Origin of the sequence: Achromobacter pulmonis, assembly GCF_902859765.1 — a bacterium.
GTDB lineage: Bacteria > Pseudomonadota > Gammaproteobacteria > Burkholderiales > Burkholderiaceae_B > Achromobacter > Achromobacter pulmonis.
The window spans coordinates 79823-102863 of sequence record NZ_CADIJV010000006.1 but is presented as its reverse complement, the minus strand read 5'-3'; the positions used below and the strand labels follow the sequence as shown (position 1 = coordinate 102863).

Below are 23041 nucleotides of genomic sequence, written 5' to 3'. Positions count from 1 at the left end.
GCGCCCCTTGCCCTTTTCCCGTCAAGCCACCAGCGGATCGCGCCCTGCGCTGCCGCTGATCCGACGCGCCTGCTGCAGATGCAGCTTGAACTTCACCGAGTCCTTGCGCACCGGGGCCAGAAACCCCTGCACGTGCAATTCGGACCCCAGCGCCGTTCCTTGCAACAGCAACGCCAGATCGCCCAGTGCCACGGCCGAGATCGTCAGTTCGACACGGCGCGGATGGCCGGCTTCGATGACCTCAGATTCGTGCGCCAGCACCATTTCCAGGGCTGGCAAACCGGCAGGCGTGTGGCGCAAAGGCTCGCATTCGAGAACGCGGGCGCTGAGTTCCAGCTTGTTCATCCTGCCAGGCACCGAGGGGACTTCATGGGATGGGCTACTCGCGTGAGCCCTGCTTACTCGGCCGGGGCCGCGACAGCTTCGGCCGAAGCCTTGCGGGCTTCTTCGCGTTCGACCGACTTCATCATGATCGAGGGAGCGGTCTGGGCCTTCTTGGTCTTGATGACCAGGTGGCGCAGCACGGCGTCGTTGTAGCGGAACGAGTGTTCCAGTTCATCCAGCGTGGCTTGGCCGCACTCGATGTTCAGGCAGACGTAGTGAGCCTTGACGAGCTTCTGGATCGGGTAGGCCAGTTGACGGCGGCCCCAGTCTTCCAGGCGGTGCACCGAGCCGCCTTGGCCCGTGACCAGCGCTTGGTAACGCTCGACCATGGCGGGCACTTGCTCGCTTTGGTCGGGGTGAACGATAAACACCACTTCGTAGTGACGCATGAGTAAAACTCCTTGAGGATGTCTTGCCGGCAGTCCGCCTGACACCGTCATCAACCCGTTTTCACGGCTGTTCCGGCTTTCCAGTGCTTTCTCTATCACTGGTCTTTTTCTTCGAGGCGTATGGCTAGCAAGGGGCAGCCCGCTGCCCAAAAAACATGGGCGGTCGAGCAAGAAAGCCCTCGATTATCGCCGATAGGATCGCTGGACGCAAGCCAGCGGCGCTCAGGAAACCGGGGACGCGTTGTTCGCCCCCACCGGGCGCGGCGCATCCGCAACATCGATCGGCTGCGGCCGACTGACCACGCTGACCATTACGTAGCTGATGATCATCAACAGGAACCACGACCCCAGCTTGGCGATCGACACCAGTTCCCAGCCGTGCGCCTGATTGGGATAGCGCCAGGCGTTGGCGAAGGTGCCGATGTTCTCGGCGAACCAGATGAACAGCGCCACCAGCACGAATCCCAGCAGCAGCGGCATGCGGCGGTAGTCGCGCCAGATGCGGAAGTAGACCCAGGTACGGGCGAACAGCAGCGCCGTCAGGCCGAACAGCACCAGGCGGAAGTCGGCGATGAAATGGTGCGTGAAGAAATTCACGTAGATCAGCACCGACAAGGCCACGGTCGCGGCCAGCGGCGGGTGGGCGCGGAAGCGGAAATCGAACAGGCGCCAGACCCGCGCCAGGTAACTGCCGACCGCCGCGTACATGAAGCCGGTGAAAAGCGGCACGCCGCCGATGCGCAACACGCTGGCCTCGGGGTAGATCCAGGAGCCGGCCGCCGTCTTGAACAGCTCCATGCCGGTGCCGACCACATGGAACATCAGGATGACCTTGGCCTCGTTCCAGGTTTCCATGCGCAACGCCAGCAGCGCGGCCTGGATGGCGAGCGCCGCCAACGTCAGGAAGTCGTAACGCGCCAGCCAGGCATCTTGCGGATACCACCAATGCGTGGCCAGCAACAGCGCGCACATCAGGCCGCCGAACAGGCAGGCCCAGGCCTGCTTCACGCCAAAGCGGAAGAACTCGTAGAGCGCCACGCCCAAACGACCACGGCCGGCCAGATGATCGGCCAGCCGCGCTTCCCAGCCTTGCAGGCGCGCGATGAGCGGCCAGTCATTGGCCGCCGGATGCCGCACGGAGGACTCAGCCTTCCACCACGGCGTAGGCCGAGTGGTTGTGGATCGATTCGAAGTTCTCGGCCTCGACGCGATAGCGGGCGATGCCGGGATGCGCGTTCAGGCGGGCGGCCACGTCGCGCACCAGATCCTCGACGAACTTGGGATTGTCGTAAGCGCGTTCGGTGACGAATTTCTCGTCGGGGCGCTTGAGCAGGCCCCAGAGCTCACACGAGCCTTCGTCTTCGATCAGGCGGATGACGCCATCCATGCCGATGTCGGATTCCAGGATCGCCGACACCGTCACGTGCGAACGCTGGTTGTGCGCGCCGTATTCGGAGATGGCCTTGGAACACGGGCACAGGCTGGTCACCGGCACCTGCACCACCAGTTCGAACTCGACCCGGTCGCCCTGGGCGCGGGCGATCCACTGCACTTCGTAGTCCAGCAGGCTCTGCACGCCGGAGATCGGCGCCGACTTGTTGATGAAGTACGGGAAGGCCGCGGTGATGTCGCCGCGCTCGGCGTGCAGCAGCGGCAGCATGTCAGCCGCCATGGCGCGGAACAGCGTCGGCGTCATAGGGGTGCTGCGGTATTTTTCCAACAGCGCCACGAAGCGGGACATGTGCGTCCCCTTTTCTTCGGGGGGCAGCGCCACCGTCAGGGTCCAGTTGGCCACGGTGCCCTGGGGCGTACCGTCGGCGTTCTCGATGAGCATGGGGTGGCGCACGCCACGGATGCCCACGCGCTGGATCGGGATGTGCCGCGTGTCCGTCGAGCTCTGGACGTCAGGCATCACGATGGCGGGGTCGATCGGAGAATTCATTTCGGCTTACCAGTCTGGGCGACGAGCGTGGCGTGAACACGCAGACCCAGGAATCTTTAGGAGGGGGCCATTATCGCCCAAACTCCCGCCAGCGCCAGGGAAAACCCTTTCATTCGTAGGCTGGCGGGGCCGGAACACACTGTTTCGCCCCAGGGACCAAACCCAAGGTCCGGTCCGTGGATGCAAGCAATCAGGCCAGCAGCGAGGTGTAGCGGGTGCGGATCGATTGCTCGATGCCAGCGGCATCCAGGCCGATCCCGGCCAGCAGCGCCAACTGGTCGCCGTGGTCGATGAACTCGTCGGGAAATCCCAACTGCAGCACCGGGATGGAGACGCCTTCGGCGGCCAGCACTTCCAGCACGGCGCTGCCGGCGCCGCCCATGATGGCGGCGTCCTCGATCGTCACCAGCGCATCGTGGCGGCTGGCCAGATCCAGGATCAGGGCGCGGTCGATCGGCTTGACGAAGCGCATGTCGGCCACCGTGGCGTCCAGTTTTTCCGCCGCCGCCAGCGCCGGCTGCAACAGCGTGCCGAAAGCCAGGATGGCGATCCTGCGGCCTTCGCGCCGCACCACGCCGCGGCCCAGCTCGACCGTATCCAGGCCGGCCGTTTCCGCCGCGCCGCAGCCCGCGCCGCGCGGATAGCGCACCGAGGCCGGGCCGGGATACTGATAACAGGTGGACAACAGCAGGCGGGCTTCGTTTTCGTCCGACGGCGTCGCCACCACCATGTTGGGCACGCAGCGCAGGAAAGCCGTGTCGTAGTTGCCGGCATGGGTGGCGCCGTCGGCGCCGACGATGCCGGCGCGGTCGAGCGCGAAGGTGACGTCCAGGTTCTGCAATGCCACATCGTGGATCAGTTGATCGTAGCCGCGCTGCAGGAAGGTCGAGTAAATCGCCAGCACCGGCTTCTGCGCTTCGCAGGCGATACCGCCGGCGAAGGTCACGGCGTGCTGTTCGGCGATGCCGACGTCGAAGTAGCGCTGCGGGAAACGCTTCTCGAATTCGACCAGGCCGCTGCCCTCGCGCATGGCGGGGGTGACGGCGACCAGGCGCGAATCCTGCTCGCCCATGTCGCACAGCCAGTCGCTGAACACCTGCGTGAAGGTGCGCTTGCCCGGCGCCTTCGATTGCTGGATGCCGACGGCGGGGTCGAACTTGCCGGGGCCGTGATACAGCACCGGATCGGCCTCGGCCAGCTTGTAGCCCTGCCCTTTCTTGGTGACCACGTGCAGGAACTGCAGGCCTTGCAGCGCCTTCAGGTTCTGCAGCGTCGGCACCAGCGCGTCGAGGTCGTGGCCGTCGATCGGGCCGACGTAGTTGAAGCCGAATTCCTCGAACAGGGTGGCCGGCGTGACCATGCCCTTGGCGTGTTCCTCGAAGCGGCGCGCCAGTTCCAGCACCGGCGGCACGTGCTGCAGCACGGCGCGGCCGACGTTCTTGGCGGCGGCATAGAAACGGCCGGACATCAGGCGCGCCAGGTAGCGGTTCAGCGCCCCCACCGGCGGCGAGATCGACATGTCGTTGTCGTTCAGGATCACCAGCAGGTTGATGTTGGCGGTGACGCCGGCGTTGTTCATGGCTTCGAACGCCATGCCGGCCGACATCGCGCCGTCGCCGATGACAGCGATGTGCTGGCGCTGCACGCCGGCGTTGCGCGAAGCCACCGCCATGCCCAGCGCGGCCGAAATCGAGGTGGACGAGTGCGCGGTGCCGAAGGCGTCGTATTCGGATTCGCTGCGCTTGGGAAAGCCCGAGATGCCCCCCTGCTGGCGCAGCTTGGCCATGCCGGCGCGGCGTCCGGTCAAGATCTTGTGGGGATAGGACTGGTGACCCACGTCCCAGACGATGCGGTCGTGTGGCGTATCGAAGACCTGGTGCAGGGCCAGCGTCAGTTCCACCGTGCCCAGGTTGGACGACAGGTGGCCGCCGGTCTTGGAGACCGACTCCAGAACGAAGCCGCGCAATTCATCGGCCAGCCGCTTGAGCTCGCGACGATCCAGGCGCTTGAGGTCTGCCGGGGATTGGATGCGGTCCAGTAATTCTGTCGTCATGCTTGTATGGGGTTCGTATGCCCGGCCTGCAGCCAGCCCGGACGGGTCACGGTTCAGCGGTCTCGAAGGACGATGAAATCAGCCAGTTCGGCCAGGCGCTTGCCGGCATCGCCCAACGGCTCGAGCGCGGCCAGCGCGGCCTCGCGCAGTTCACCGGCGAAAGCGCGGGCCTCGTCCAGGCCCAGCAGCGAAACATAGGTCGGCTTGTTCTCGGCCGCGTCCTTGCCCGGCGTCTTGCCCAGGCTGGCGGAATCGGCGGTCACGTCGAGGATGTCGTCCACCACCTGGAACGCCAGGCCCATGGCCTGGGCGTACACATCCAGCGCCTGGCGCGAGGCCGAGCTGGCGCCGGCGACGATACCGCCCAGCGCCACACTGCAGGCCAGCATGGCGCCGGTCTTCATGCTGTGCATCTGTTGCAGTTCGTCGCGCGACAGTCGGTGGCCGACGCTGAGCAGGTCGATGGCCTGGCCGCCGGCCATGCCCTGGCTGCCCGCGGCGCGCGCCAGCGCCTGCGTGGCCTGCACGATCAAGGCGGGGGCGATGGGCATGGAGGCCAGCAGTTCGAAGGCCAGCGGCTGCAGCGCGTCGCCGGCCAGCATGGCGGTGGCTTCGTCGAATTGCACGTGGGTGGTGGGCCGGCCGCGGCGCAGGACGTCATCGTCCATGCAGGGCAGGTCGTCATGCACCAGCGAGTAGGCGTGGATCAGCTCCACCGCGGCGGCGGCGCGGTCCAGTGAGGCCTCGACGGCCAGCACGCTGCCGCTGACCGGGCAGGCTTGGCCGGCGGCATAGACCAGCGCGGCCCGCACCCGCTTGCCGCCGCCGAGCACGGCGTAGCGCATGGCTTCATGCAGGCGGGCGGGCACGGCGTCGGCGGCGGGCAGGAGGTCGTCGAGCACGTCTTCGACATGCCGCACACGGCCATGCAACCACTCCGGGAAAGCGAGTTGAATTTGCTTCATCCGATTCTTATTCGTCATCCAGCGCCGCAGGATCCAGCGGGCGCAGCAAGTCCCCTTCGAGGACCTTGACCTGCTGTTCGGCCTGGGCCAGCCGCTCCTGGCAGACACGCGTCAAGGCCACGCCGCGCCGGTAGGCGGCCAGCGATTGCTCGAGCGGCAGCGAACCGTCTTCCATGGCCGCGACCAGCGATTCCAGCTCGGCCAGAGCCGTTTCGAAATCCTGGGGCAAGGGCTGGTCGCCGGTCTGCGGATCGGCTTGCGAAGGTTTGGCCAAACGGGTCTCCGAGGGCGCTAGGGTTGGATCAATCCGTGAATTGTACGAGATACCAGCCCTTGGCCCGCCGCGCCGCCGGTCTCAGGCAGGCGTGCCCGCCAGCCCCGCGATGGCGGCCCGCAACGCGGGAGCCACCTGGCTGCGCAGACGGGTGTCGGGCAGCAGGCCTTCCGGCCCGCCGCAGCTCATGACAAACACTCCCTCGCCCGTCACGGACACGAACGGCACCGCCACGGCGTTGATGCCGGACTACCATTCGCCGATGGCAAAGCAGCAGCCGGTGTCGCGCAACTCGGCACGGGCGCGCTCGATCGCCAGCGGCGAAGGCGCGGCCGCTCCCAGCCGTTCCAGCACCTCGGCGCAGGCCGTCGGCGGCAGGCTGGCGAGATAGGCGCGGCCCATGGCGCTGTCGAGGCTGGCGCGGTAGCCGACCGGCAGCCGCAGATACAGGGCGGACGAGCCGTGGATGGCCTCGACATATGTCATGGCGTCGCCGTCGAATGCGCCCAGCGCCACCGCGCCGCCGGTCTCGCGCGCCAACTCGCTCATCGAGGCCTTGGCCAGTTCGCGCACCTCGAGCCCTGCCAGCAGGCCGAACCCCAGCGCCAGCACCCCATATCCCGGCGAGTACTTGCCGGTGTCCGGGTGGTAGCGCAGGTAGCCCAGCTCGGTCAGGGTATAGGTAATGCGGCTGATGGTGGGCTTGGGCAGGCTGGTCAGGCGCGCCAGGTCCAGGTTGCCCAGCGCGGCCACCCCCGGCCGGAAGCAACGCAGCACTTCCAGGCCGCGCGCCAGCGCCGTGATGAAGTCGGGAGATACCGGCCCCTCGCCCACCGCCCCGGCTCGTTTGCGGCGTGCCGGGGCGCTCAACTCCAGCTTCTGGTCGGGTTTGGCGGCGGGATGCGGCCTGCGCTTGGCGTCAGAAAAAGATTGCATTTCTATTCGCTTCGTTTTTATAGTTTATTTCGAATAACAAAACTAAATTCCATTTTACGGAATTTAAAACATGCAAGGAGACCTGGCAAGCCCTACGCCGCCCCGCCCCGCGGGTCCCGGCCACGGCCAAGCCAGGCCCGACGGTTCCACTCACGCACGCGATTCCAAGGGGAAAACATGATTCGCAAACGCTACAAATTTCTGGCTGGCCTGCTGCTGGGCATCGCCGCCCTGGGCGCCCAGGCCGACACTTACCCGTCACGCCCGATCAAGGTCGTGTCGCCGTTCCCGGCCGGCGGCGCCACCGACGTGCTGACCCGCCTGCTGGCCGAACGCATGGCCAAGACGCTGGGCCAGCCCATGATTGTCGAGAACAAGGCCGGCGCCGGCACCTCGATCGGCGCCGCCTTTGTCTCCCGCGAGGCGCCCGACGGCTACACCATCCTGATGGCCACCAACTCCACCCTGGTGACCAACCGCTATCTGTACAAGGAACTGCCCTACGACCCCGACGGCTTCGCGCCGATCGGCATGGTGGGTGTGGGCCCGCTGGTATTGCTGTCCAGTCCCAAGCAGCCCTTCAACAGCACCGCCGACGTGGTCGCCTACGCCAAGCAGCACCCGGGCAAACTGACCTTCGCCACCTTCGGCCCCGGCACATCCTCGCACCTGGCCGGTGAATTGTTCAAGGAGCGCGCGGGCATCGACATCCTGCATGTGCCGTTCAAGGGCGCGACCCAGGCCCTGCCGGCCCTGATCAGCGGCGACGTGGACCTGTTCTTCGACATGGTCGCCACCGGCATGCCGCAGGCGAAGGCCGGCAAGGTCAAAGTGTTCGGCATCACCAGCCCCACGCGCCTGGCCACCGAGTCGACGCTGCCGACGCTGGCCGAGCAGGGTTATGCGGGCTTCGACATGACGGCCTGGTTCAGTTTCGTCGCCCCCAAGGGCACGCCCGCGCCGGTGCTGGACAAGCTGCAGGCCGCCCTGGCCGAAACGCTCAAGGATGACGCGGTGAAAAAACGCATGCTGGATATGGGTATCGACCCGCGCACCGGCAGCGCCACCGAATTGGCCCAGCAGATCAAGAACGAACAACCCATCGTGTCGCAGCTGATCAAACAGGCCAATATCGTGCTGCAATGATGGGCACCGCCATTTCGTGACAAAAGGTTCGCGTAGGCGTTTGCGAAAACCGCAGCGCCCCGCGAACCGGCATCGGTAGCCCCAGACCGACAGCGCCCGCGCGGCCCTGTCGGTTTTTCATGCGCAACCTAACCCCTGGATACAGTACCCGCGCCGCCTTGGCTGCTAAGGTGAAAAGCGAGGACGGGCCGTTGTGCCCTGCCCCGCCCCACTTGTCTCCGGGAGTCCGATGCCATTGACCGATGACCGCTACGCCCGCCTGGATGCCGCCCGCTGGCTTGCCGCCGCGGCAGTGGTGCTGCTGCACAGCGCCGCCCTGATCGTCAGTGAACCGGCGGCGTACGGCAATGGCGCCTGGCTGGCCGCCAATCTCTATGATTCGGCCGCGCGCTGGTGCGTGCCGGTGTTCGTGATGGTCAGCGGCGCCCTGCTGCTCGATCCCGCCAAGCCGCAGGACGCGCGCCGCTTCTACAGCAAGCGGGTGGCGCGAATCCTGACGCCGCTGGTGTTCTGGAGCCTGTTCTACCTGGCCTGGCGTACCGGCCTGGACTGGTGGGACGACGGCCACGTCGATTTTTCCTTCTGGCCGCGCAAGGTCGCCCAGGGCGAACCCTATTACCACCTCTGGTACCTCTACATGATCGTGGGGCTGTACCTGTTCGCGCCGCTGGTGCGGCGGCTGTATGCGCGCAGCACGCCGCGCTCACGCTCGCTATGGGTCGTGGGCATCCTGGGCCTGGCCATCCTGGATGCGCTCTATCGCCGCGCCCTGGGCGCGCAGCCCGGTTTCTTCCTGACCTGGTTCCTGCCCTACCTGGGCTATTTCGTCGCGGGCCGCCAGATCTTCGATGGCGAATTGCGCGTGCCACGCCCTGCCCTGGTACTGTGCGCCAGCGTGGCGGCCACGGCCCTGGGCGTGTACACCCTGTCCAGCAACCGGACGCTGGACACGTATTTCTACGACTATTTCAGCCTGACCGTGCCGTTCATGTCGTTGGCGGCGTTCCAGTGCATCGTCGCATCGCCGCGCCTGCCACGCCTGGCTGCGCTGGCGCCGCTGACCTTCGGGGTTTATCTGATCCACCCCTTGTTCCTGGATCTGGCGCACCGCGCTGGCGCGCTCACCGGTGAGCGGCGCGATGCCTGGATCGTGCCACTGCTGACCGTGGCGGTGTTCGCCCTGTCCGCGGCCAGCAGCTGGCTGTTGCGGCGCCATCCCGCCACCCGCAGGCTGGTCTGAAAAACCTACGGCGCGCAAGGTTATTCCGCTTTTGCGCGGGGTCAAACCACCCCGGCCGCATCTTCACTAAGCTTCACCGATCTTCACGGGCGTGGGGAAAAGGGTTGGGGTACAATTGACGGCTTACTTGATCGGCCATACACCGATTTTTCTTCGCGCCAGAACGGATTTAGCCCTTTTTCTGCAAACCGCATTGCAAACGGCATCGCAAACCGTCCAAGCGGCAGGAAGATGGCGAAGCTCAAGCCGTCCTGGCTTTTTAACGCCGGGCCGCCCCAGAAAGAGGCCCCCATTGAGGGCAGTGAGCCCACCGGGTACGTAGTACGCAGTGGGCGCGGCGTTGGGGGAAATTTTCATCCGAGCGGAGGGAATCATGACCGACATCGGTCGGATGGCACATGTTGTGCCAGCTCGCACCCAGCTACCCGTCAGTGCTTACTTTGACGAAGCCCTCTTTGCCCGCGAGCAAGAACTCATTTTCAAGCAATCCTCGTTGTACGTCGGCCACCAGAAACTGGTGCCCGAGGTCGGGGATTGGCGCACCTTGGCCCAGGAAAATGGAGGGCGCGTGCTGGTTCGCAACCAGCAGGGCGTTGAACTCATCTCAAATGTCTGCCGCCACCGCCAGGCATTGATGCTGGGCGGGGAAGCCGGTGATGTCACCGGTCATTGCAATTCGCACGGCAGCCTCAAGGCTACCGGCGGCAACATCGTCTGCCCGCTGCACCGCTGGACCTACAACAACCAGGGTGAGCTGCTGGGCGCGCCGCAATTCGACACCACGCCCTGCATGAACCTGCAGAAGTTCCGCCTGCGCGATTGCCACGGCCTGCTGTTCGAAGGCCCGCGCGACCCGGCCGCCGACATGGCGCCGCTGTTCGCGCGGCCCGAGTTCGACTTCGGCGACTACGTGCTGGACCATGTCGAAGTGCACCAGTGCAACTACAACTGGAAGACCTTCATCGAGGTGTATCTGGAGGACTACCACGTCGGCCCGTTCCACCCCGGCCTGGGCCGCTTCGTCACCTGCGACGACCTGACCTGGGAATTCAACGACTGGTACAGCCTGCAGAAGGTTGGCGTGCACAACGCGCTGGCGCAGCCGGGTTCGGACGTCTACAAGCAATGGCACGACCGCCTGCTGTCGTTCCGCGAGGGCGACGCGCCGGATTTCGGCGCGGTCTGGGTCACGTATTTCCCGACCCACATGATCGAGCTGTATCCGCACGTGCTGGTGCTGTCGACGCTGTACCCGAAGAGCCCGCAGGAAACCGTCAACGTGGTCGAGTTCTACTACCCCGAGGAAATCGCCGCCTTCGAGCGCGAATTCGTCGAGGCGCAGCGCGCGGCCTACATGGAGACGGCGATCGAGGACGACGAGATCGCCGAGCGCATGGACGCCGGCCGCAAGGCCCTGATGCTGCGCGGCGTGAACGAGACCGGCCCGTACCAGTCGCCCATGGAAGACGGCATGCAGCACTTCCACGAGTGGTATCGCCGCATCATGCAGGAGCGGCTCTGAGGCCACGGCACGCATGAAAAAGGGCTCGCGATCGCGAGCCCTTTTCCTTTGGCTTGCCGCGGATCAGCGGCCCAGTGCGCCAGCGACCGTGCGTTCGCCGATGGCCAGCCCGACCGTCATGCCCACGCCCGAGTGCATCACCGCCACGGTAGTCGCGGCATCCACCGGCAGCACCGAGAACGGCGCCGGGCCGTGCGTGCCGTAGACGCCCTGCCAGCGCTCCAGCACCCGCAGCCGCGCGCCCAGCGCCTGCGACGCCAGGTCCAGCATGGCATTGTCGACGGACTCGTCGTTGAACGGGAAGGCATCCTGGCCATAACGGTGCGAGTCGCCAATGATCAGTTCGCCGTAGGGCGTGGGGCTGACCAGCAGATGGATGCCGTTTTCCAGCAGCATCGGCGTACGCGCCTGGATCTGCTCGCGCAGCGCCAATGCCGAGGGCAAATCCGAGAAGGCGCCATAGTGCACGCAGGACAGGCCGGTCAGCAGCGGACGGTCCAGCGCCATTGGCCGCGTCTCGAAAGCCGCGCGCAACATCTGCAGACGCGTCACCTCCAGGTTCAGCGGCGCGAACTGTTCGGGCAGCAGCGTCAGGTAATCGTGGCCAGGGCAGACGAAAGCATGCGCAGCGGCAAAGTCGCCCGCGGTTGTCGCGACCTGGCCCTGTTCGACGGCACGCGCCAGCGTGCCGGTGATGAACTCGACGCCCAGCGATTCGGCCAGGTAGCGCGTAATGGCCGGCAGCGCTTCGCGCGAGTAGATCTGCAGGTCGTCCAGCCCGCGCAGCGCGGCGCAGTGATGCGCCAGCCGGCCGTCGTAGAGTTTCGCCACGTCGCGACCCGACAGCAGCTCGGCGCGATAGCCTTCCTGTTGCAGGCGGGTCTGGGCGAACTCTTCCAGCACATCGGCCTCGCCGGTGTCGCGCGCCAGCACCAGCGCGCCATTGGCGCGCACGTGGAAGCCGGCCTTGGATGCCAGGTCCAGCCATAGTTCGCGCGCCTGCTGGGCGTGCGACAGCATCATGCCGGGCGCCTGGCCGGTGACGATCACCTGGCCGAAGTTGCGAATGGTCGCGCCGTGCGCCTGGCGGCTGCGTTCGATCACGGCCACGGACAGGCCGCGCTTGGCGGCGGCCCAGGCGTGGGCGATGCCGAGCATGCCGGCGCCGACCACGACTACGTCGAATTTTTTCATTTGAGAAACAAGGCAGAGAGGTTGCGCGGGAAGCGCCCGCCCGGGCGCCTCCCCTGCCGCGGCGGCATCGCCGCCGCGATGGCCCGATTACTTCTTCTTGGGCTCGGACTTGCCGTCGTAGCGGCGGGTCCACTCGGCAATGATGCGATCGCGGTTGGTGGCGGCCCAGACGAAGTCGTTCTTGATCATGCGCTTGGTCAGGTCGGCCGGCAGATTGGGGTTGGACGTGGCGATCGAGGGAATCGCCAGCACTGCGAAGTTGGCCTTGTACAGTTCGTTGGCCGCGCGGCTGGCCGAGAAGTCGGCCAGCTTGCGCGCCGCTTCCAGGTGCTTGGTGCCCTTGACGATGGCGGTGGCTTCCACTTCCCAGCCCAGGCCTTCCGACGGGAACACGGCCTCGACCGGCGCGCCATCGGCCTTGAGCTTGGCGGCGCGGTAGTCGAACGACACGCCGATCGGGAATTCGCCGGCGGCGGCCAGATTGCAAGGCTTGGAACCCGAGTGCGTGTACGAACCGATGTTCTTGTGCAGGGCATCCATGTAGGCCCAGCCCTTCTCTTCACCGAAGATCTGCAGCCAGGCGCTGACGTCCAGGAAGCCGGTGCCCGACGAGGCCGGGTTCGGCATGACGATCTTGCCGGCGTAGACCGGCTTGGTCAGGTCCTGCCACGATTCGGGCTTGGGCAGTTTCTGCTTTTCGGCTTCGACGGTGTTAAAGCAGATGGCGGCGGCAAATCCGTCCATGCCGACCCAGGTGGGCTCGGCCTTGGCATCGCGCATGTTGGCGGCGATCTGGTCCAGGCCCTTGGGAGCGTAGGGCTGCAGCATGCCTTCCTTGTCCATCAGGCCCAGCGAGGTGCCGGCCAGGCCCCAGATCACGTCGGCCTTGGGGTTGCTCTTTTCCGCCAGCAGCTTGGCGGTAATGATGCCGGTGGAATCGCGTACCCACTGGATCTTGATGTCGGGATTGGCCTTCTCGAAGGCAGCCTGATAGGCCTTGATCTGGTCGGCTTCCAGCGCCGTGTAGACGGTCAGCGTGGTTTCGGCGGAAGCGGCGCCGGTGATACCAGAGAAGGCGGCGGCCAGGGCAAGCAGCGTGAAGCGTTTCATGAACGTACTCCGTGGGTGAGCGGAAAAAGGGTGAGTCGGGTCGCCGCGGTGGGCCCGGGCCCGTCGCGGTGCGTGGCGAAAAAAGGGTTGATCGGGGGCGGCGGTCGCAACCTCAGGGGCGCTGTCCCGCCGCCAGGCGGGATTCGATATCGGCGATGACGCCAGGCAGGTCGGCCACGGTGTCGATCAGGTAGTGCGGCGCGGCGCTCGACAGTTCGCGGCCGGCGCGTTCGCGGGCCGCCAGGCGGCCGCCGTCGTCCAGGCTCAGGTATTCGTCCAGCGTCAGGCCGGCGGCGTTACCCGACAGCAGCAGGCCGACGCTCCACATGCCGGCGCGGCGGCCTTCCTCGATGCCGGGGGCGGTGTCGTCGACCTTGATGCAGCCGGCCACGTCGGTCAGGCCCAGCTCCACCACGTTCTTGAGCGCCATGGCCGGCGCCGGGCGCGCGCGCGGCACGTCGTCACTGGCGACGATGCAGTCGGGCGCCAGGCCTTCGCCGGCGGCGCGTTCCACCACCCGCCGCATCACGCTGCCGGGGTAGCCCGAGCACGAGCCGATCTTCAGGCCGCGCTGGCGCAACGCGCGCAGCAGCTCGGCCGCGCCGGGAATGGCGGCCGAGTACTGCGCCACTTTGTCCAACTGCATCGGCAGAAAACGCTCGTAAATGGCGGTGACGTCGTCATCGGTCGGCAGGCGGCCAAATTGGGCCTGGTATTGATTGGCGATGAGCGGTTCGTCGCACAGCGCGCGGATGTGGTCCCACTTGCCCACGCCCATCGGGCCGCGGGCCTGCTCCAACGTGACTTCCATGCCGAACTCGGCGAAAGCGTCGACGAACACCTTGGTCGGCGCGAAAGAGCCGAAATCGACCAGCGTGCCGGCCCAATCGAAAATCACCGCTTCCAGGCGGACGGGCAGAGGCGAAACAGTCATGAGGGTCTTCCTTGCAGAATATTCAATCAAAACGCGGCGGGCCGGCGCCAGGCCTGGCTGCGCGCCACCAGGGCGCGACTGGCCAGGTGCAGCAGCAATGCCGCCACCGCCGAGCTGGCCATGATCACGGTGCACATGGCGGCGGCCGGGCCGATGAAGCCGGCGTCATCCATGTTCAGCACCGCGACCGCGGCCAGCACCGTGGACGGGCTGTACAGGAACACCACGGCCGACACGGTGGTCATGGCGGACACGAACAGGTAGCGGGCGACGTCCAGCGCGGCGGGCAGGCACATCGGCAGCGTCACACGCAGGAACGTGGTCAGGCGCGGCACCTTGAGCGAGGCCGAGGCGGCCTCGAACTCGGGGTCCAGCGCGTTCAGCGCGGTGGCAGCCGTCAGATGCGCGCTGGTGTAGAAGTGCACCACCGTGCACAGCACCAGCAGCGGCATGGTGCCGTACAGCACGTTGAGCGGATTGGCCGCGCCATTGAAGAAGAAGATGTAGCCCAGGCCCAGCACCAGGCCGGGCACCGCCATCGGCATCAGCGCCAGCATGCCCAGCACGCCGCGCAGCCCGCGCGCCGCGGCGCTGCGGGTGGGCACCTTTTCCATCATCCAGGCCCCCAGGAACACCACCGCCGTGCCGATCAGCGCGGTGCAGAAGGCCAGCTGCAGGCTGTTGCGCCAGGCCAGCCAGCCGCCGCCATCCATATTGTCGAAGTCATACGAGCGCAGCGACAGCGACAGGTTATAGGGCCACATCTTCACGAACGAAGCCCACACCGCGACGCCGATGATCAGCAACAGGAACCCGGCCATGGCGCCGGCCAGCAACAGGAAGGCCGTGTCGCGGCGGCGGTTGGCGGCGGCCGCGTAGGGCTGGGCGCGGCCGCTCAATTGGGCGCCCTGGCGGGCCCGCAGGCGGCGGTCCAGCACGAAGGTCAACAGCGCCGGCAGCAACAGCAGGATGCCGATGGCCGCGCCCTTGGGAAAATTCTGCTGGCCGACCACCGCCTTGTAGGCTTCCATCGCCAGCACGTTGTAGTCGCCCCCCACCACCTTGGGCACGCCGAAATCCGTCACGGTCAGCGTGAACACCACACAGCAGGCCGAGAACACGGCGTAGCGCGTGCCAGGCAGCGTCACCGTCATGAAGGTGCGCAGCGGGCCGGCGCCCATGGCGCGCGCCGCATCGTAGAGGCGTCCGTCGGCCAGCGCCAGGCCAGTCAGCAGGATCATCAACGCATGCGGGAAGGTGTAGAACGCCTCGCCCACCACGATGCCCCAGAAGCCGTAGATGGTGGCGCCGCCGGACAGACCTTTGAGCAGGCCCTGGTTGCCCAGCAGGTAGACCAGCGCAATGCCCGGCAATAGCGACGGCGCCAGCAGCGGCAACAGCGCGACAGTGCGCAGCAGACCCTTGCCGGGAATGCGGCTGCGCGTCAGGGCATAGGCGAAGGCATAGGCGCACGGCACCACCAGCATCATGGTGACCCCGCCCACCGTCAGGCTGCGCCCGACCATGCCCAGGAAGCCGTCGCCACCGATGATGCCCAGCACCACCGACAGGCCGGCCCAGTCGCCATTGGCGTCGGTGACCGACTTGGCCAGGATGGCCACCAGCGGCAGGGCCAGGAACAGCGCCAACCCGAGCGCCAGCGCCCCCTGCCCCAAGGCCAGCCCGCAGGCGCCGATCCAGGCCGGCAGCGGCTGTCGGCCCAGCGACGGGGCGCCGGGCGCTGCGGACGTATCGGCGGGCGCGGACATGGCGGCGGGCACGCGGCTCGAAGCCGGATCAAGCGTAGGCGCGAATCGCATGGCGCGGCAGCTCCACCCAGCAGCGGCTGGCAGCGTGAGGACCCAGCAGGGCATCTCCGGTTTCAGGGGACACGATCGAATGCACCGTGGCGCCCGGCACGCCTTCCAGGCGCAGCGCCAGGCGGTAGCCACGGCCCAGGAACACGCCATCGAGCACGTCGGCCAGCATGGTGTTGGCTTGCTCCGGACGCGCCACGCTCACGCGCACCGCCTCGGGCCGCACGAACAGCTTGCCAACGTTGCGCTCCAGCGCCTCGTCCACGGTCAATTCCTGCCGGCCGACGCGGGCATGGTGTGCGTCGATACGCTCGAACGGCAGCCAGTTGGCCTCGCCGACGAAATCGGCGATGAAGGCCGAGCCGGGCTGCCGATACAGTTCGCGCGGGGTGCCGAATTGTTCGATGACGCCGCCGTTCATGACGGCGATGCGGTCGGCCATGACCATGGCCTCCTCCTGGTCATGCGTCACCATCAGCGTGGTGATCGACAGGCGCCTCTGCAGCGCGCGCAGCTCGATGCGCAGGTGTTCGCGCACGCGGGCGTCGAGCGCCGACATCGGCTCGTCCAGCAGCAGCAGGGATGGCGACGGCGCCAGGGCGCGGGCCAATGCCACGCGCTGCTGCTGGCCGCCGGAAATCTGCCCCGGGTACTTATGGGAAGCGCCCGCCAGGCCCACCAGCGTCAGCATTTCCTCAACCCGATCGGCGACGTGCTTGCGATGGGCGCGCTTGCCGCTCAGGCCATAGGCCACGTTCTGGGCCACCGTCAGGTTGGGAAACAGCGCATAGGATTGAAACAGGATGCCGTAGTCGCGCGCCTGCGGCTCGGCATGCGAGATGTCGCGGCCCGACAGCAGGATGGTGCCGCTGTCCTGGCGCTCCAGGCCGGCAATGGCGCGCAGCAGCGTGGTCTTGCCGCAGCCCGACGGACCCAGCAGGCACACCAGCTCGCCGGCGCGGATATCCAGTGACACATCCGAAAGCGCCGTGTGGCTGCCAAAGCGCTTGACGAGATTGCTGACCGACAGAAAGCCCCCGCGCGGCGCTCCATGCGGCGGCACGGCGCCGGTCGGAACAGTGTTGGTATCGCGTTGGAGCTGTTGGGCCATGGGGCCTCCGGTCTGGGAACGAAGGCAGTATGGAAGGCGCGTATTGAGTGTTTATGACACTTCGCGCAAATGCAGTAATAAAAACATCAAATTATTTTGGTGTACTGGCGATCTTGCGCATTGCGTCCATTTACAGGCCCATTGAACCGTGCTCGTCGCCGAACTCAAATCCTTCTATGCCGTGGCTCGCTGCGGCACCGTCACCAAGGCCGCCGCCCAATTGGGCGTGAGCCAGCCCACGGTGACGGGGCAATTGCGCCAGTTGGAATCGCGTTACGGCGTCGAGCTGTTCCATCGCCAGGGCCGCGGCATGCGGCTGTCGGACGCCGGGCACAGCCTGATGCCGATGGTGGAAAAGCTGGTGCAACAGGAAACCGAAATCGATTTCCGGCTGCGCGACGCCAGCGATCTGCGCGAGGGCAACCTGCGCATCGGCGCCACCGGCCCGTACTACATCATGGATACCGTGCGGCGCTACAACCAGCTCTACCCGGGCATCGACCTGACGGTCGCCATCGGCAACTCGCAAAGCATGCTGCAGGCGCTGCATGACTATCGTATCGAGATTGCCACATCCTCGTTTCTGATGGATGACAAGCATTTGTACCGCCGCATGATCGCGGCCGACCCGATCCGCGTGGTGACGCATCGCGGCCACCCGCTGGCGCGGCGCGGCAAGGTGGCGCTGGCGGACCTGGCCGAGCACGCGCTGCTGCTGCGCGAACCCGGCTCGATGACGCGCCAGCTGACCGAAGAAGCGCTGCAGGCGGCCGGCGTGACGGTCAAGCGCACGCTGGAAATCGGCAGCCGCGAATCGATCCGCCAGGCCATCCTGTGCGAGCTGGGGATCAGCCTGATCCCGTCACGTGAAATCCCGTCGCATCCCGAACTGGCGGCCCTGGACATCGAGGGCGCCGAGGTCGTGATGCATGAATACCTGTACTGCCTGCGCGAGCGCCAACCGGTGCAACTCATCGCGCGCTTTCTGGAGATGGCGCCGGCAGCCGGCTGATCCGCGGATCACTGCCCGCCTCTTCCCCTTGTGGCCACTCAGGAGACAACCATGGCCTTGACCTTGCAGGATATCGAACAGCTTTTCCTGGAACGCGGGCACCGTTCCTATCATGGAGAATCCGTCAGCCATCTGCGGCACGCGCTGCAGACCGCCACGCTGGCCGAGCGCCATGGCGCCAATGCCCAATTGATCACCGCCTGCCTGCTGCACGACCTGGGCCACCTGATCGCCGACCATCCGGACACGCCCACGCTGCGCGGCCTCGACGATAAGCACCAGTATTTCGTGCTGCCGTTCCTGCGCGGACTGTTCAGCTCGGCCGTGCTCGATCCGATCCGGTTGCACGTGGAGGCCAAACGCTACCTCTGCTACGTGGAGCCGCAGTATGAAGCGACGCTTTCGGAGGACTCCAAGCGCAGCCTGGCGCTCCAGGGGGGCAGTTTCGATGCGGGCCAGGCGGTGGATTTCGCCAGTATGCCGGGCGCGCCGGATGCGATCCGCCTGAGGCGCTGGGATGACATGGCCAAGGTGCCAGGCCTGGCCACCCCGCCGCTGGACCATTTCCTGGAGATCGCCGAGAGCGTCTCCGGCCGGGTCAGGCTGGCGGCGGTCTGGTAAGGCTGCCGCCGACGCGGGAACGCCGCGGCCCGATCTTGCGGCCCGGCTCGCCGCCAAGCCCGGGACGCGGGGTCAATCGCCCTTGGCCACCGGCCGGGACGGATCGCTGCACCACTCGCTCCACGAGCCCGGATACAGGCGCGAGCCGGCCAGGCCGGCGATTTCCATCGACAGCAGGTTGTGGCAGGCGGTGATGCCCGAGCCGCACTGGTGCACGATGGCCGCGGGGTCGCGGCCATCCAGCAAGGCGGTGAATTCCTCGCGCAGCAGCGCCGCGTCCTTGAAGCGGCCATCGGCCTGCAGATTCTGGCCGTTCGGACGGTTCAGCGCGCCCGGTATGTGACCGGCCACCGGATCCATTGGCTCGACCTCGCCGCGATAGCGATTGGCCGCGCGCGCGTCGATCACCGTAAAGGCGGGATGAGCGATATTGTCCAGCACCGCCTGCGCATCCACGCTGCCGGCCAGCGGCGCGGCCGGCGTTACCGGCGCGCCCGCCTGCACCGCCGCGGCCGCCTCGGCTGAGGTCGGCAGGCCCGCCGCCTGCCACGCCTGCCAGCCCCCATCGAGCACCGCGACACGCTCGTGGCCCAGCCAGCGCAGCATCCACCACAGGTGCGCGGCATACATGCCGCCGCTGGCGTCGTAGGCTACCACCAGGGTCTCGGGCGTGACGCCGTGCGCCGCCATCAGCGCGCCGAACTGGCCACGATCGGGCAGCGGATGGCGACCGTTGGCGCCTGTGCGGGCGGCCGACAGCTCCGTCTCGTGGTCGAGGTAACGGGCGCCCGGAATGTGGCCGGCGGCATAGGCCTCGCGGCCCGCGGCGTGATTCATCAGGTCGTGGCGTACGTCGAACACGCGCGCGTCCGCCGCCCCCAGATGCGTGGCCAGGTCGGCGGCGGAAATCAGGGTCATGGTCATCGGTGAGGCTCCTGGGAGGGAATCGGGATCGCGGGATCAGGCCGGCTTGGGATCGCGCATGGTGCGCCAGACCGACAGCAGGCCCGCGAAGATGATCAGGCCCATGCCGGCCCAGGCCAGGCCATCCAGGGTATCGCCCCAGAAGCCCATGCCGAGCAGGGCCGCGAAGATGATCGTGCTGTATTGCAGGGCCGCGGTCAGCAGCGCCGACCCCAGGCCGAACGCCCGCGTCATGGCCAGTTGGCCGAACAGGCCGGTCACGCCCACGCCCAGCAGCGAACTGTAGCCGGTCCAGTCGGCCTGGCCCCAGCCTTCGAAGCCCAGGCCGGCCAAACTGGAGGCACACACCGCCACGGAGAAAAACAGCACCGTGCGCCATTCGGGTTCACCGATACGGCCCAGTTGGCGGATCTGCATCATGGCGATCGCCGACATGGCGCCGGCCCCCAGGCCCAGCAGGGCGGCCAGCCATTGTTCGTCATTGATACTGGGGCGCAGCACCGCGATCACGCCCAGGAAGCCCAGGGCCACGGCGGCGATCCGCACCGGATCGCGCTGGGCCCCGCCCCATCCCAGCATCCAGCAGGCGATGAACAGCGGCGCCGTGTAGTTCAGGCTGGTGGCGGTGGCCAGCGGCAAGTGGGAAATGGCGAAGAAACCGAGCCACATCGAGGTGACGCCGGACAGGTTGCGCCACAAGTGCAGCTTCCAGCTGGTGGGCACGATCGACTGGCGCCCGGCGCGGGCCCAGATCAGCAGCAGCACCACCGACGGCAGGCCGCGAAACAACACCACCTGCGGCAGCGAAGCGCCATGCTCGGTGCCGAGCTTCACGAACGACCCCATGATGGCGAACATGGCGGACGCCAGCAACATCCAAAGTGCCTGCATCGGGGGGCTGCGCTCAGGTAAAAGTGACGGAAGAAATAAGGGAAAGCGATACTATACTCTCCGTCACCGGGAGCGGCCCAGCAGTTGGGGAACTGCGGCGCCGCGGCACAGTCCAATTCCGCACAAATCCCGCTCGCTGAGGAACAAAAAAAGCATGAAACGCATCATCCTTTTCGTCATTACCAACCTGGCCGTCATGCTGGTGCTGTCGGCCACGCTGCGCATCCTGGGGGTGGACCGCTACCTGACCGCCAACGGCCTGAACCTGCAGGCCCTGTTGATCTTCTCGGTGGTGGTCGGCTTCACCGGCGCCATCATCTCGCTGCTGATCAGCAAGCCCATGGCCAAATGGAGCACCGGCGCGCAGGTAATCGATCCCAACGCGCCGCGCAGCCAGCGCGAAGCCTGGCTGCTGGACACGGTCCACCAGTTGGCCGACCGCGCCGGCATCGGCCGTCCGGAAGTCGCCATCTACGACGGCGCGCCCAACGCCTTCGCCACCGGCGCCTTCAAGAACGACTCGCTGGTGGCGGTGTCGACCGGCCTGCTCGAAAGCATGAGCGAAGAGGAAGTGGCCGCGGTGCTGGCCCACGAAGTGGCCCACATCGCCAACGGCGACATGGTCACGCTGACCCTGATCCAGGGCGTGGTCAACACCTTCGTCGTGTTCCTGGCGCGCGTGGTGGGCTACTTCATCGACCGCGTGGTGTTCAAGAACGAGCGTGGCCTCGGCCCCGGCTATATGGTCACCGTGATCGTCTGTGAGATCATTTTCGGCATCCTGGCCTCGATCATCGTGGCCTGGTTCTCGCGCCAGCGCGAATACCGCGCCGACGCCGGCTCGGCCCACCTGATGGGCGCCCGCGAACCCATGATCCGCGCCCTGGCGCGCTTGGGCGGCCTGGAACCGGGCGAGCTGCCCAGGTCGTTCGAAGCCTCGGGCATCACCGGCAGGGGCGGCCTGGCGGCCATGTTCGCCTCGCATCCGCCGATCCCGGCCCGTATCGCCGCGCTGCAACAGGCGCGCGTGATCTGACGCCGGCCAGGTGAAAAAACAAGCCCCTTGATCGCTCAAGGGGCTTTTCGCTTGGCGACCGCCAGCGGCCTCAGCACTCGACGATGTTCACCGCCAGGCCACCGCGCGCCGTTTCCTTGTACTTGGTCTTCATGTCGGCGCCGGTCTCGCGCATGGTCTTGATCACCGAATCCAGGGATACATAATGCTGGCCGTCGCCGCGCAGCGCCATGCGGGCGGCGTTGACGGCCTTGATTGAAGCCATGGCATTGCGCTCGATACAGGGGATCTGCACCAAGCCGCCAACCGGGTCGCAGGTCAGGCCCAGATTGTGCTCCATGCCGATCTCGGCGGCGTTCTCCACCTGCTCGATCGAGCCACCCAGCGCCGCAGCCAGGCCGCCCGCCGCCATGGAACAGGCCACGCCGACTTCGCCCTGGCAGCCGACCTCGGCGCCCGACAGCGAGGCGTTGTACTTGTAAAGCAGCCCGACGGCCGCCGCGGTCAGCAGGAAATCACGCACGCCTTCGCGGCTGGAACCCGGGACAAAACGGTCGTAGTAGTGCAGCACGGCCGGGATGATGCCGGCCGCGCCATTGGTCGGCGCCGTCACCACCCGCCCGCCGGCGGCGTTTTCCTCATTGACCGCCATGGCGTACAGGTTGACCCAGTCCATCACCGACAGCGGGTCGGACAGTGTGCGCTCGGCACGCTGCGTCAGGTTGCGGTACAGCTCGGGGGCGCGGCGGCGCACCCGCAGCGGCCCAGGCAGTTCGCCATCGGCCTCCGGATAGTTGATGCCACAGCCGCGCGAGACGCAGTCCTGCATCACCTGCCAGATCTGATCCAGTCTGGCCGCGACATCGCCGGCCTCGCGCCAGGTCAACTCGTTCTTCATCATCAGCTGCGCCACGCTCAAGCCGCTGTCGCGGCACATCGCCAGCAGCTCGCGGCCAGTGCGGAAGGGATACGGCAGTTGGTCATGCGCCGCGATGACCTGGCTGTTGGAGGCCCCCGCCGTCACCACGAAGCCGCCGCCCACCGACAGGTAGCGCGCCTCGCGCAAAGCCACACCCTCGCCATCGAAGGCATGGAATTTCATGCCATTGGGATGCTCGGCCATGGCTTCACGGCGGTAGAACAACATGTGTTCCTTTTCCACGAACGGCACCGCGTGGCGTCCCAGCAGCGGCAACTGGCGGCTGGCCCGCACCGACGCAATCATGCCGGCGATGGCGGACGGGTCGACCGTGTCCGGCGCCTCGCCCATCAGGCCCAGCAACACCCCCTTGTCGGTGCCGTGGCCCTTGCCGGTCGCGCCGAGCGAGCCGTACAGCTCGGCGCGCACATTGGCCACGCGTGGCAACAGGCCGTCGCGCTCCAGGCCCTGGACAAACAGCAATGCGGCCCGCATGGGGCCGACAGTGTGGGAACTCGACGGACCTATGCCTATTTTGAATAGATCGAAAACGGAAACGGCCACCGGCACTCCCCTGCATCCAAGAAATATCCGGCAATGATACGCGGAAGGTCCGAGACTGCGCATCTTGCCTTGCGGGGC

The 23041-nt window shown here is 66.7% G+C and carries 21 protein-coding genes and 1 pseudogene; 6 read left to right on the top strand and 16 right to left on the bottom strand.

What is annotated here, in order from left to right; genetic code table 11:
* Nucleotides 1-21: 21 nt before the first annotated feature.
* From priB to HV701_RS07735, 8 genes and pseudogenes are all read right to left on the bottom strand, one after another.
* Nucleotides 22-345, bottom strand: coding sequence for a primosomal replication protein N (gene priB / locus HV701_RS07770; protein WP_063581871.1), 324 nt, complete (start codon nt 343-345; stop codon nt 22-24).
* Between the two features lie 53 nt (nt 346-398).
* Nucleotides 399-773, bottom strand: coding sequence for a 30S ribosomal protein S6 (gene rpsF, locus HV701_RS07765; protein ID WP_175132497.1), 375 nt, complete (start codon nt 771-773; stop codon nt 399-401).
* A 222-nt stretch (nt 774-995) separates the two neighbouring features.
* Nucleotides 996-1910 carry a DUF817 domain-containing protein gene (locus tag HV701_RS07760; RefSeq protein ID WP_175132496.1) on the bottom strand — a complete coding sequence of 305 codons (915 nt, stop codon included), beginning with the start codon at nt 1908-1910 and terminating at the stop codon, nt 996-998.
* A gap of 7 nt (nt 1911-1917) precedes the next feature.
* Nucleotides 1918-2715 carry a GTP cyclohydrolase FolE2 gene (gene folE2, locus HV701_RS07755; protein WP_175132495.1) on the bottom strand — a complete coding sequence of 266 codons (798 nt, stop codon included), beginning with the start codon at nt 2713-2715 and terminating at the stop codon, nt 1918-1920.
* A 190-nt stretch (nt 2716-2905) separates the two neighbouring features.
* Nucleotides 2906-4768, bottom strand: coding sequence for a 1-deoxy-D-xylulose-5-phosphate synthase (gene dxs, locus HV701_RS07750; RefSeq protein ID WP_175132494.1), 1863 nt, complete (start codon nt 4766-4768; stop codon nt 2906-2908).
* Nucleotides 4769-4821: 53 nt separating this feature from the next.
* Nucleotides 4822-5733 (bottom strand): polyprenyl synthetase family protein, encoded by a 912-nt coding sequence (locus HV701_RS07745; protein ID WP_175132493.1) that lies wholly within the window; start codon nt 5731-5733, stop codon nt 4822-4824.
* A gap of 7 nt (nt 5734-5740) precedes the next feature.
* Nucleotides 5741-6007, bottom strand: a complete 267-nt coding sequence (locus tag HV701_RS07740) for an exodeoxyribonuclease VII small subunit (RefSeq protein ID WP_175132492.1) — start codon at nt 6005-6007, stop codon at nt 5741-5743.
* 81 nt (nt 6008-6088) lie between these two features.
* A pseudogene (locus HV701_RS07735) lies at nt 6089-6943 on the bottom strand (IclR family transcriptional regulator).
* A 177-nt stretch (nt 6944-7120) separates the two neighbouring features.
* On the opposite strand from HV701_RS07735, the gene HV701_RS07730 reads away from it, so the two are divergent.
* From HV701_RS07730 to HV701_RS07720, 3 genes are all read left to right on the top strand, one after another.
* Nucleotides 7121-8089 carry a Bug family tripartite tricarboxylate transporter substrate binding protein gene (locus tag HV701_RS07730; RefSeq protein ID WP_175132491.1) on the top strand — a complete coding sequence of 323 codons (969 nt, stop codon included), beginning with the start codon at nt 7121-7123 and terminating at the stop codon, nt 8087-8089.
* A gap of 229 nt (nt 8090-8318) precedes the next feature.
* Nucleotides 8319-9329, top strand: a complete 1011-nt coding sequence (locus tag HV701_RS07725) for an acyltransferase (RefSeq protein ID WP_175132490.1) — start codon at nt 8319-8321, stop codon at nt 9327-9329.
* Nucleotides 9330-9702: 373 nt separating this feature from the next.
* Nucleotides 9703-10851, top strand: coding sequence for an aromatic ring-hydroxylating oxygenase subunit alpha (locus tag HV701_RS07720; RefSeq protein ID WP_175132489.1), 1149 nt, complete (start codon nt 9703-9705; stop codon nt 10849-10851).
* Between the two features lie 63 nt (nt 10852-10914).
* On the opposite strand, the gene HV701_RS07715 is transcribed toward HV701_RS07720, so the two are convergent.
* The 5 genes from HV701_RS07715 to HV701_RS07695 all read right to left on the bottom strand — a co-directional run bounded on the left by HV701_RS07715 (nt 10915) and on the right by HV701_RS07695 (nt 17017).
* Nucleotides 10915-12045, bottom strand: coding sequence for a TIGR03364 family FAD-dependent oxidoreductase (locus HV701_RS07715; protein WP_175132488.1), 1131 nt, complete (start codon nt 12043-12045; stop codon nt 10915-10917).
* An 87-nt stretch (nt 12046-12132) separates the two neighbouring features.
* Nucleotides 12133-13155: a putative 2-aminoethylphosphonate ABC transporter substrate-binding protein gene (locus HV701_RS07710; RefSeq protein WP_175132487.1), complete on the bottom strand. Its 1023-nt coding sequence runs from the start codon at nt 13153-13155 to the stop codon at nt 12133-12135.
* A gap of 112 nt (nt 13156-13267) precedes the next feature.
* Nucleotides 13268-14089, bottom strand: coding sequence for a phosphonoacetaldehyde hydrolase (phnX, locus tag HV701_RS07705; protein ID WP_175132486.1), 822 nt, complete (start codon nt 14087-14089; stop codon nt 13268-13270).
* Nucleotides 14090-14115: 26 nt separating this feature from the next.
* Nucleotides 14116-15858, bottom strand: a complete 1743-nt coding sequence (locus tag HV701_RS07700; RefSeq protein ID WP_420809599.1) for a putative 2-aminoethylphosphonate ABC transporter permease subunit — start codon at nt 15856-15858, stop codon at nt 14116-14118.
* A gap of 28 nt (nt 15859-15886) precedes the next feature.
* Entirely contained in the window at nt 15887-17017 is a 1131-nt protein-coding gene (locus HV701_RS07695; protein ID WP_236754933.1) for a putative 2-aminoethylphosphonate ABC transporter ATP-binding protein, read from the bottom strand.
* A gap of 148 nt (nt 17018-17165) precedes the next feature.
* Between HV701_RS07695 and HV701_RS07690 the strand changes: the two genes are divergently transcribed.
* Together HV701_RS07690 and HV701_RS07685 are read left to right on the top strand one after the other, a co-directional pair.
* Entirely contained in the window at nt 17166-18029 is an 864-nt protein-coding gene (locus HV701_RS07690) for a LysR family transcriptional regulator (protein WP_175132484.1), read from the top strand.
* 51 nt (nt 18030-18080) lie between these two features.
* Nucleotides 18081-18650 (top strand): phosphonate degradation HD-domain oxygenase, encoded by a 570-nt coding sequence (locus tag HV701_RS07685; RefSeq protein WP_175132483.1) that lies wholly within the window; start codon nt 18081-18083, stop codon nt 18648-18650.
* Nucleotides 18651-18722: 72 nt separating this feature from the next.
* Here HV701_RS07685 and HV701_RS07680 read toward each other — a convergent pair whose 3' ends face one another.
* Both HV701_RS07680 and HV701_RS07675 read right to left on the bottom strand, forming a co-directional pair.
* Complete coding sequence (locus HV701_RS07680; RefSeq protein WP_175132482.1) at nt 18723-19574, bottom strand: sulfurtransferase; 852 nt, start codon at nt 19572-19574, stop codon at nt 18723-18725.
* 36 nt (nt 19575-19610) lie between these two features.
* Nucleotides 19611-20465, bottom strand: coding sequence for a DMT family transporter (locus HV701_RS07675; protein ID WP_175132481.1), 855 nt, complete (start codon nt 20463-20465; stop codon nt 19611-19613).
* Between the two features lie 154 nt (nt 20466-20619).
* Here HV701_RS07675 and htpX point away from each other — a divergent pair, with 154 nt between their 5' ends.
* Nucleotides 20620-21501 carry a protease HtpX gene (gene htpX / locus HV701_RS07670; protein WP_175132480.1) on the top strand — a complete coding sequence of 294 codons (882 nt, stop codon included), beginning with the start codon at nt 20620-20622 and terminating at the stop codon, nt 21499-21501.
* A gap of 70 nt (nt 21502-21571) precedes the next feature.
* On the opposite strand, the gene HV701_RS07665 is transcribed toward htpX, so the two are convergent.
* Nucleotides 21572-22963, bottom strand: coding sequence for an L-serine ammonia-lyase (locus tag HV701_RS07665; RefSeq protein WP_175132479.1), 1392 nt, complete (start codon nt 22961-22963; stop codon nt 21572-21574).
* Nucleotides 22964-23041 lie beyond the last annotated feature (78 nt).

Excerpts from the sequence above, each read along its gene's own strand:
- HV701_RS07710 (WP_175132487.1), bottom strand. The coding sequence starts at position 13,155 with ATGAAACGCTTCACGCTGCTTGCCCTGGCCGCCGCCTTCTCTGGTATC.
- HV701_RS07730 (WP_175132491.1), top strand. The coding sequence starts at position 7,121 with ATGATTCGCAAACGCTACAAATTTCTGGCTGGCCTGCTGCTGGGCATC.
- priB (WP_063581871.1), bottom strand. The coding sequence starts at position 345 with ATGAACAAGCTGGAACTCAGCGCCCGCGTTCTCGAATGCGAGCCTTTG.
- HV701_RS07720 (WP_175132489.1), top strand. The coding sequence starts at position 9,703 with ATGACCGACATCGGTCGGATGGCACATGTTGTGCCAGCTCGCACCCAG.
- HV701_RS07745 (WP_175132493.1), bottom strand. The coding sequence starts at position 5,733 with ATGAAGCAAATTCAACTCGCTTTCCCGGAGTGGTTGCATGGCCGTGTG.
- rpsF (WP_175132497.1), bottom strand. The coding sequence starts at position 773 with ATGCGTCACTACGAAGTGGTGTTTATCGTTCACCCCGACCAAAGCGAG.
- dxs (WP_175132494.1), bottom strand. The coding sequence starts at position 4,768 with ATGACGACAGAATTACTGGACCGCATCCAATCCCCGGCAGACCTCAAG.
- HV701_RS07715 (WP_175132488.1), bottom strand. The coding sequence starts at position 12,045 with ATGAAAAAATTCGACGTAGTCGTGGTCGGCGCCGGCATGCTCGGCATC.
- htpX (WP_175132480.1), top strand. The coding sequence starts at position 20,620 with ATGAAACGCATCATCCTTTTCGTCATTACCAACCTGGCCGTCATGCTG.
- HV701_RS07695 (WP_236754933.1), bottom strand. The coding sequence starts at position 17,017 with ATGGCCCAACAGCTCCAACGCGATACCAACACTGTTCCGACCGGCGCC.
- HV701_RS07700 (WP_420809599.1), bottom strand. The coding sequence starts at position 15,858 with ATGTCCGCGCCCGCCGATACGTCCGCAGCGCCCGGCGCCCCGTCGCTG.
- HV701_RS07675 (WP_175132481.1), bottom strand. The coding sequence starts at position 20,465 with ATGCAGGCACTTTGGATGTTGCTGGCGTCCGCCATGTTCGCCATCATG.
- HV701_RS07725 (WP_175132490.1), top strand. The coding sequence starts at position 8,319 with ATGCCATTGACCGATGACCGCTACGCCCGCCTGGATGCCGCCCGCTGG.
- HV701_RS07680 (WP_175132482.1), bottom strand. The coding sequence starts at position 19,574 with ATGACCATGACCCTGATTTCCGCCGCCGACCTGGCCACGCATCTGGGG.
- phnX (WP_175132486.1), bottom strand. The coding sequence starts at position 14,089 with ATGACTGTTTCGCCTCTGCCCGTCCGCCTGGAAGCGGTGATTTTCGAT.
- HV701_RS07685 (WP_175132483.1), top strand. The coding sequence starts at position 18,081 with ATGGCCTTGACCTTGCAGGATATCGAACAGCTTTTCCTGGAACGCGGG.
- folE2 (WP_175132495.1), bottom strand. The coding sequence starts at position 2,715 with ATGAATTCTCCGATCGACCCCGCCATCGTGATGCCTGACGTCCAGAGC.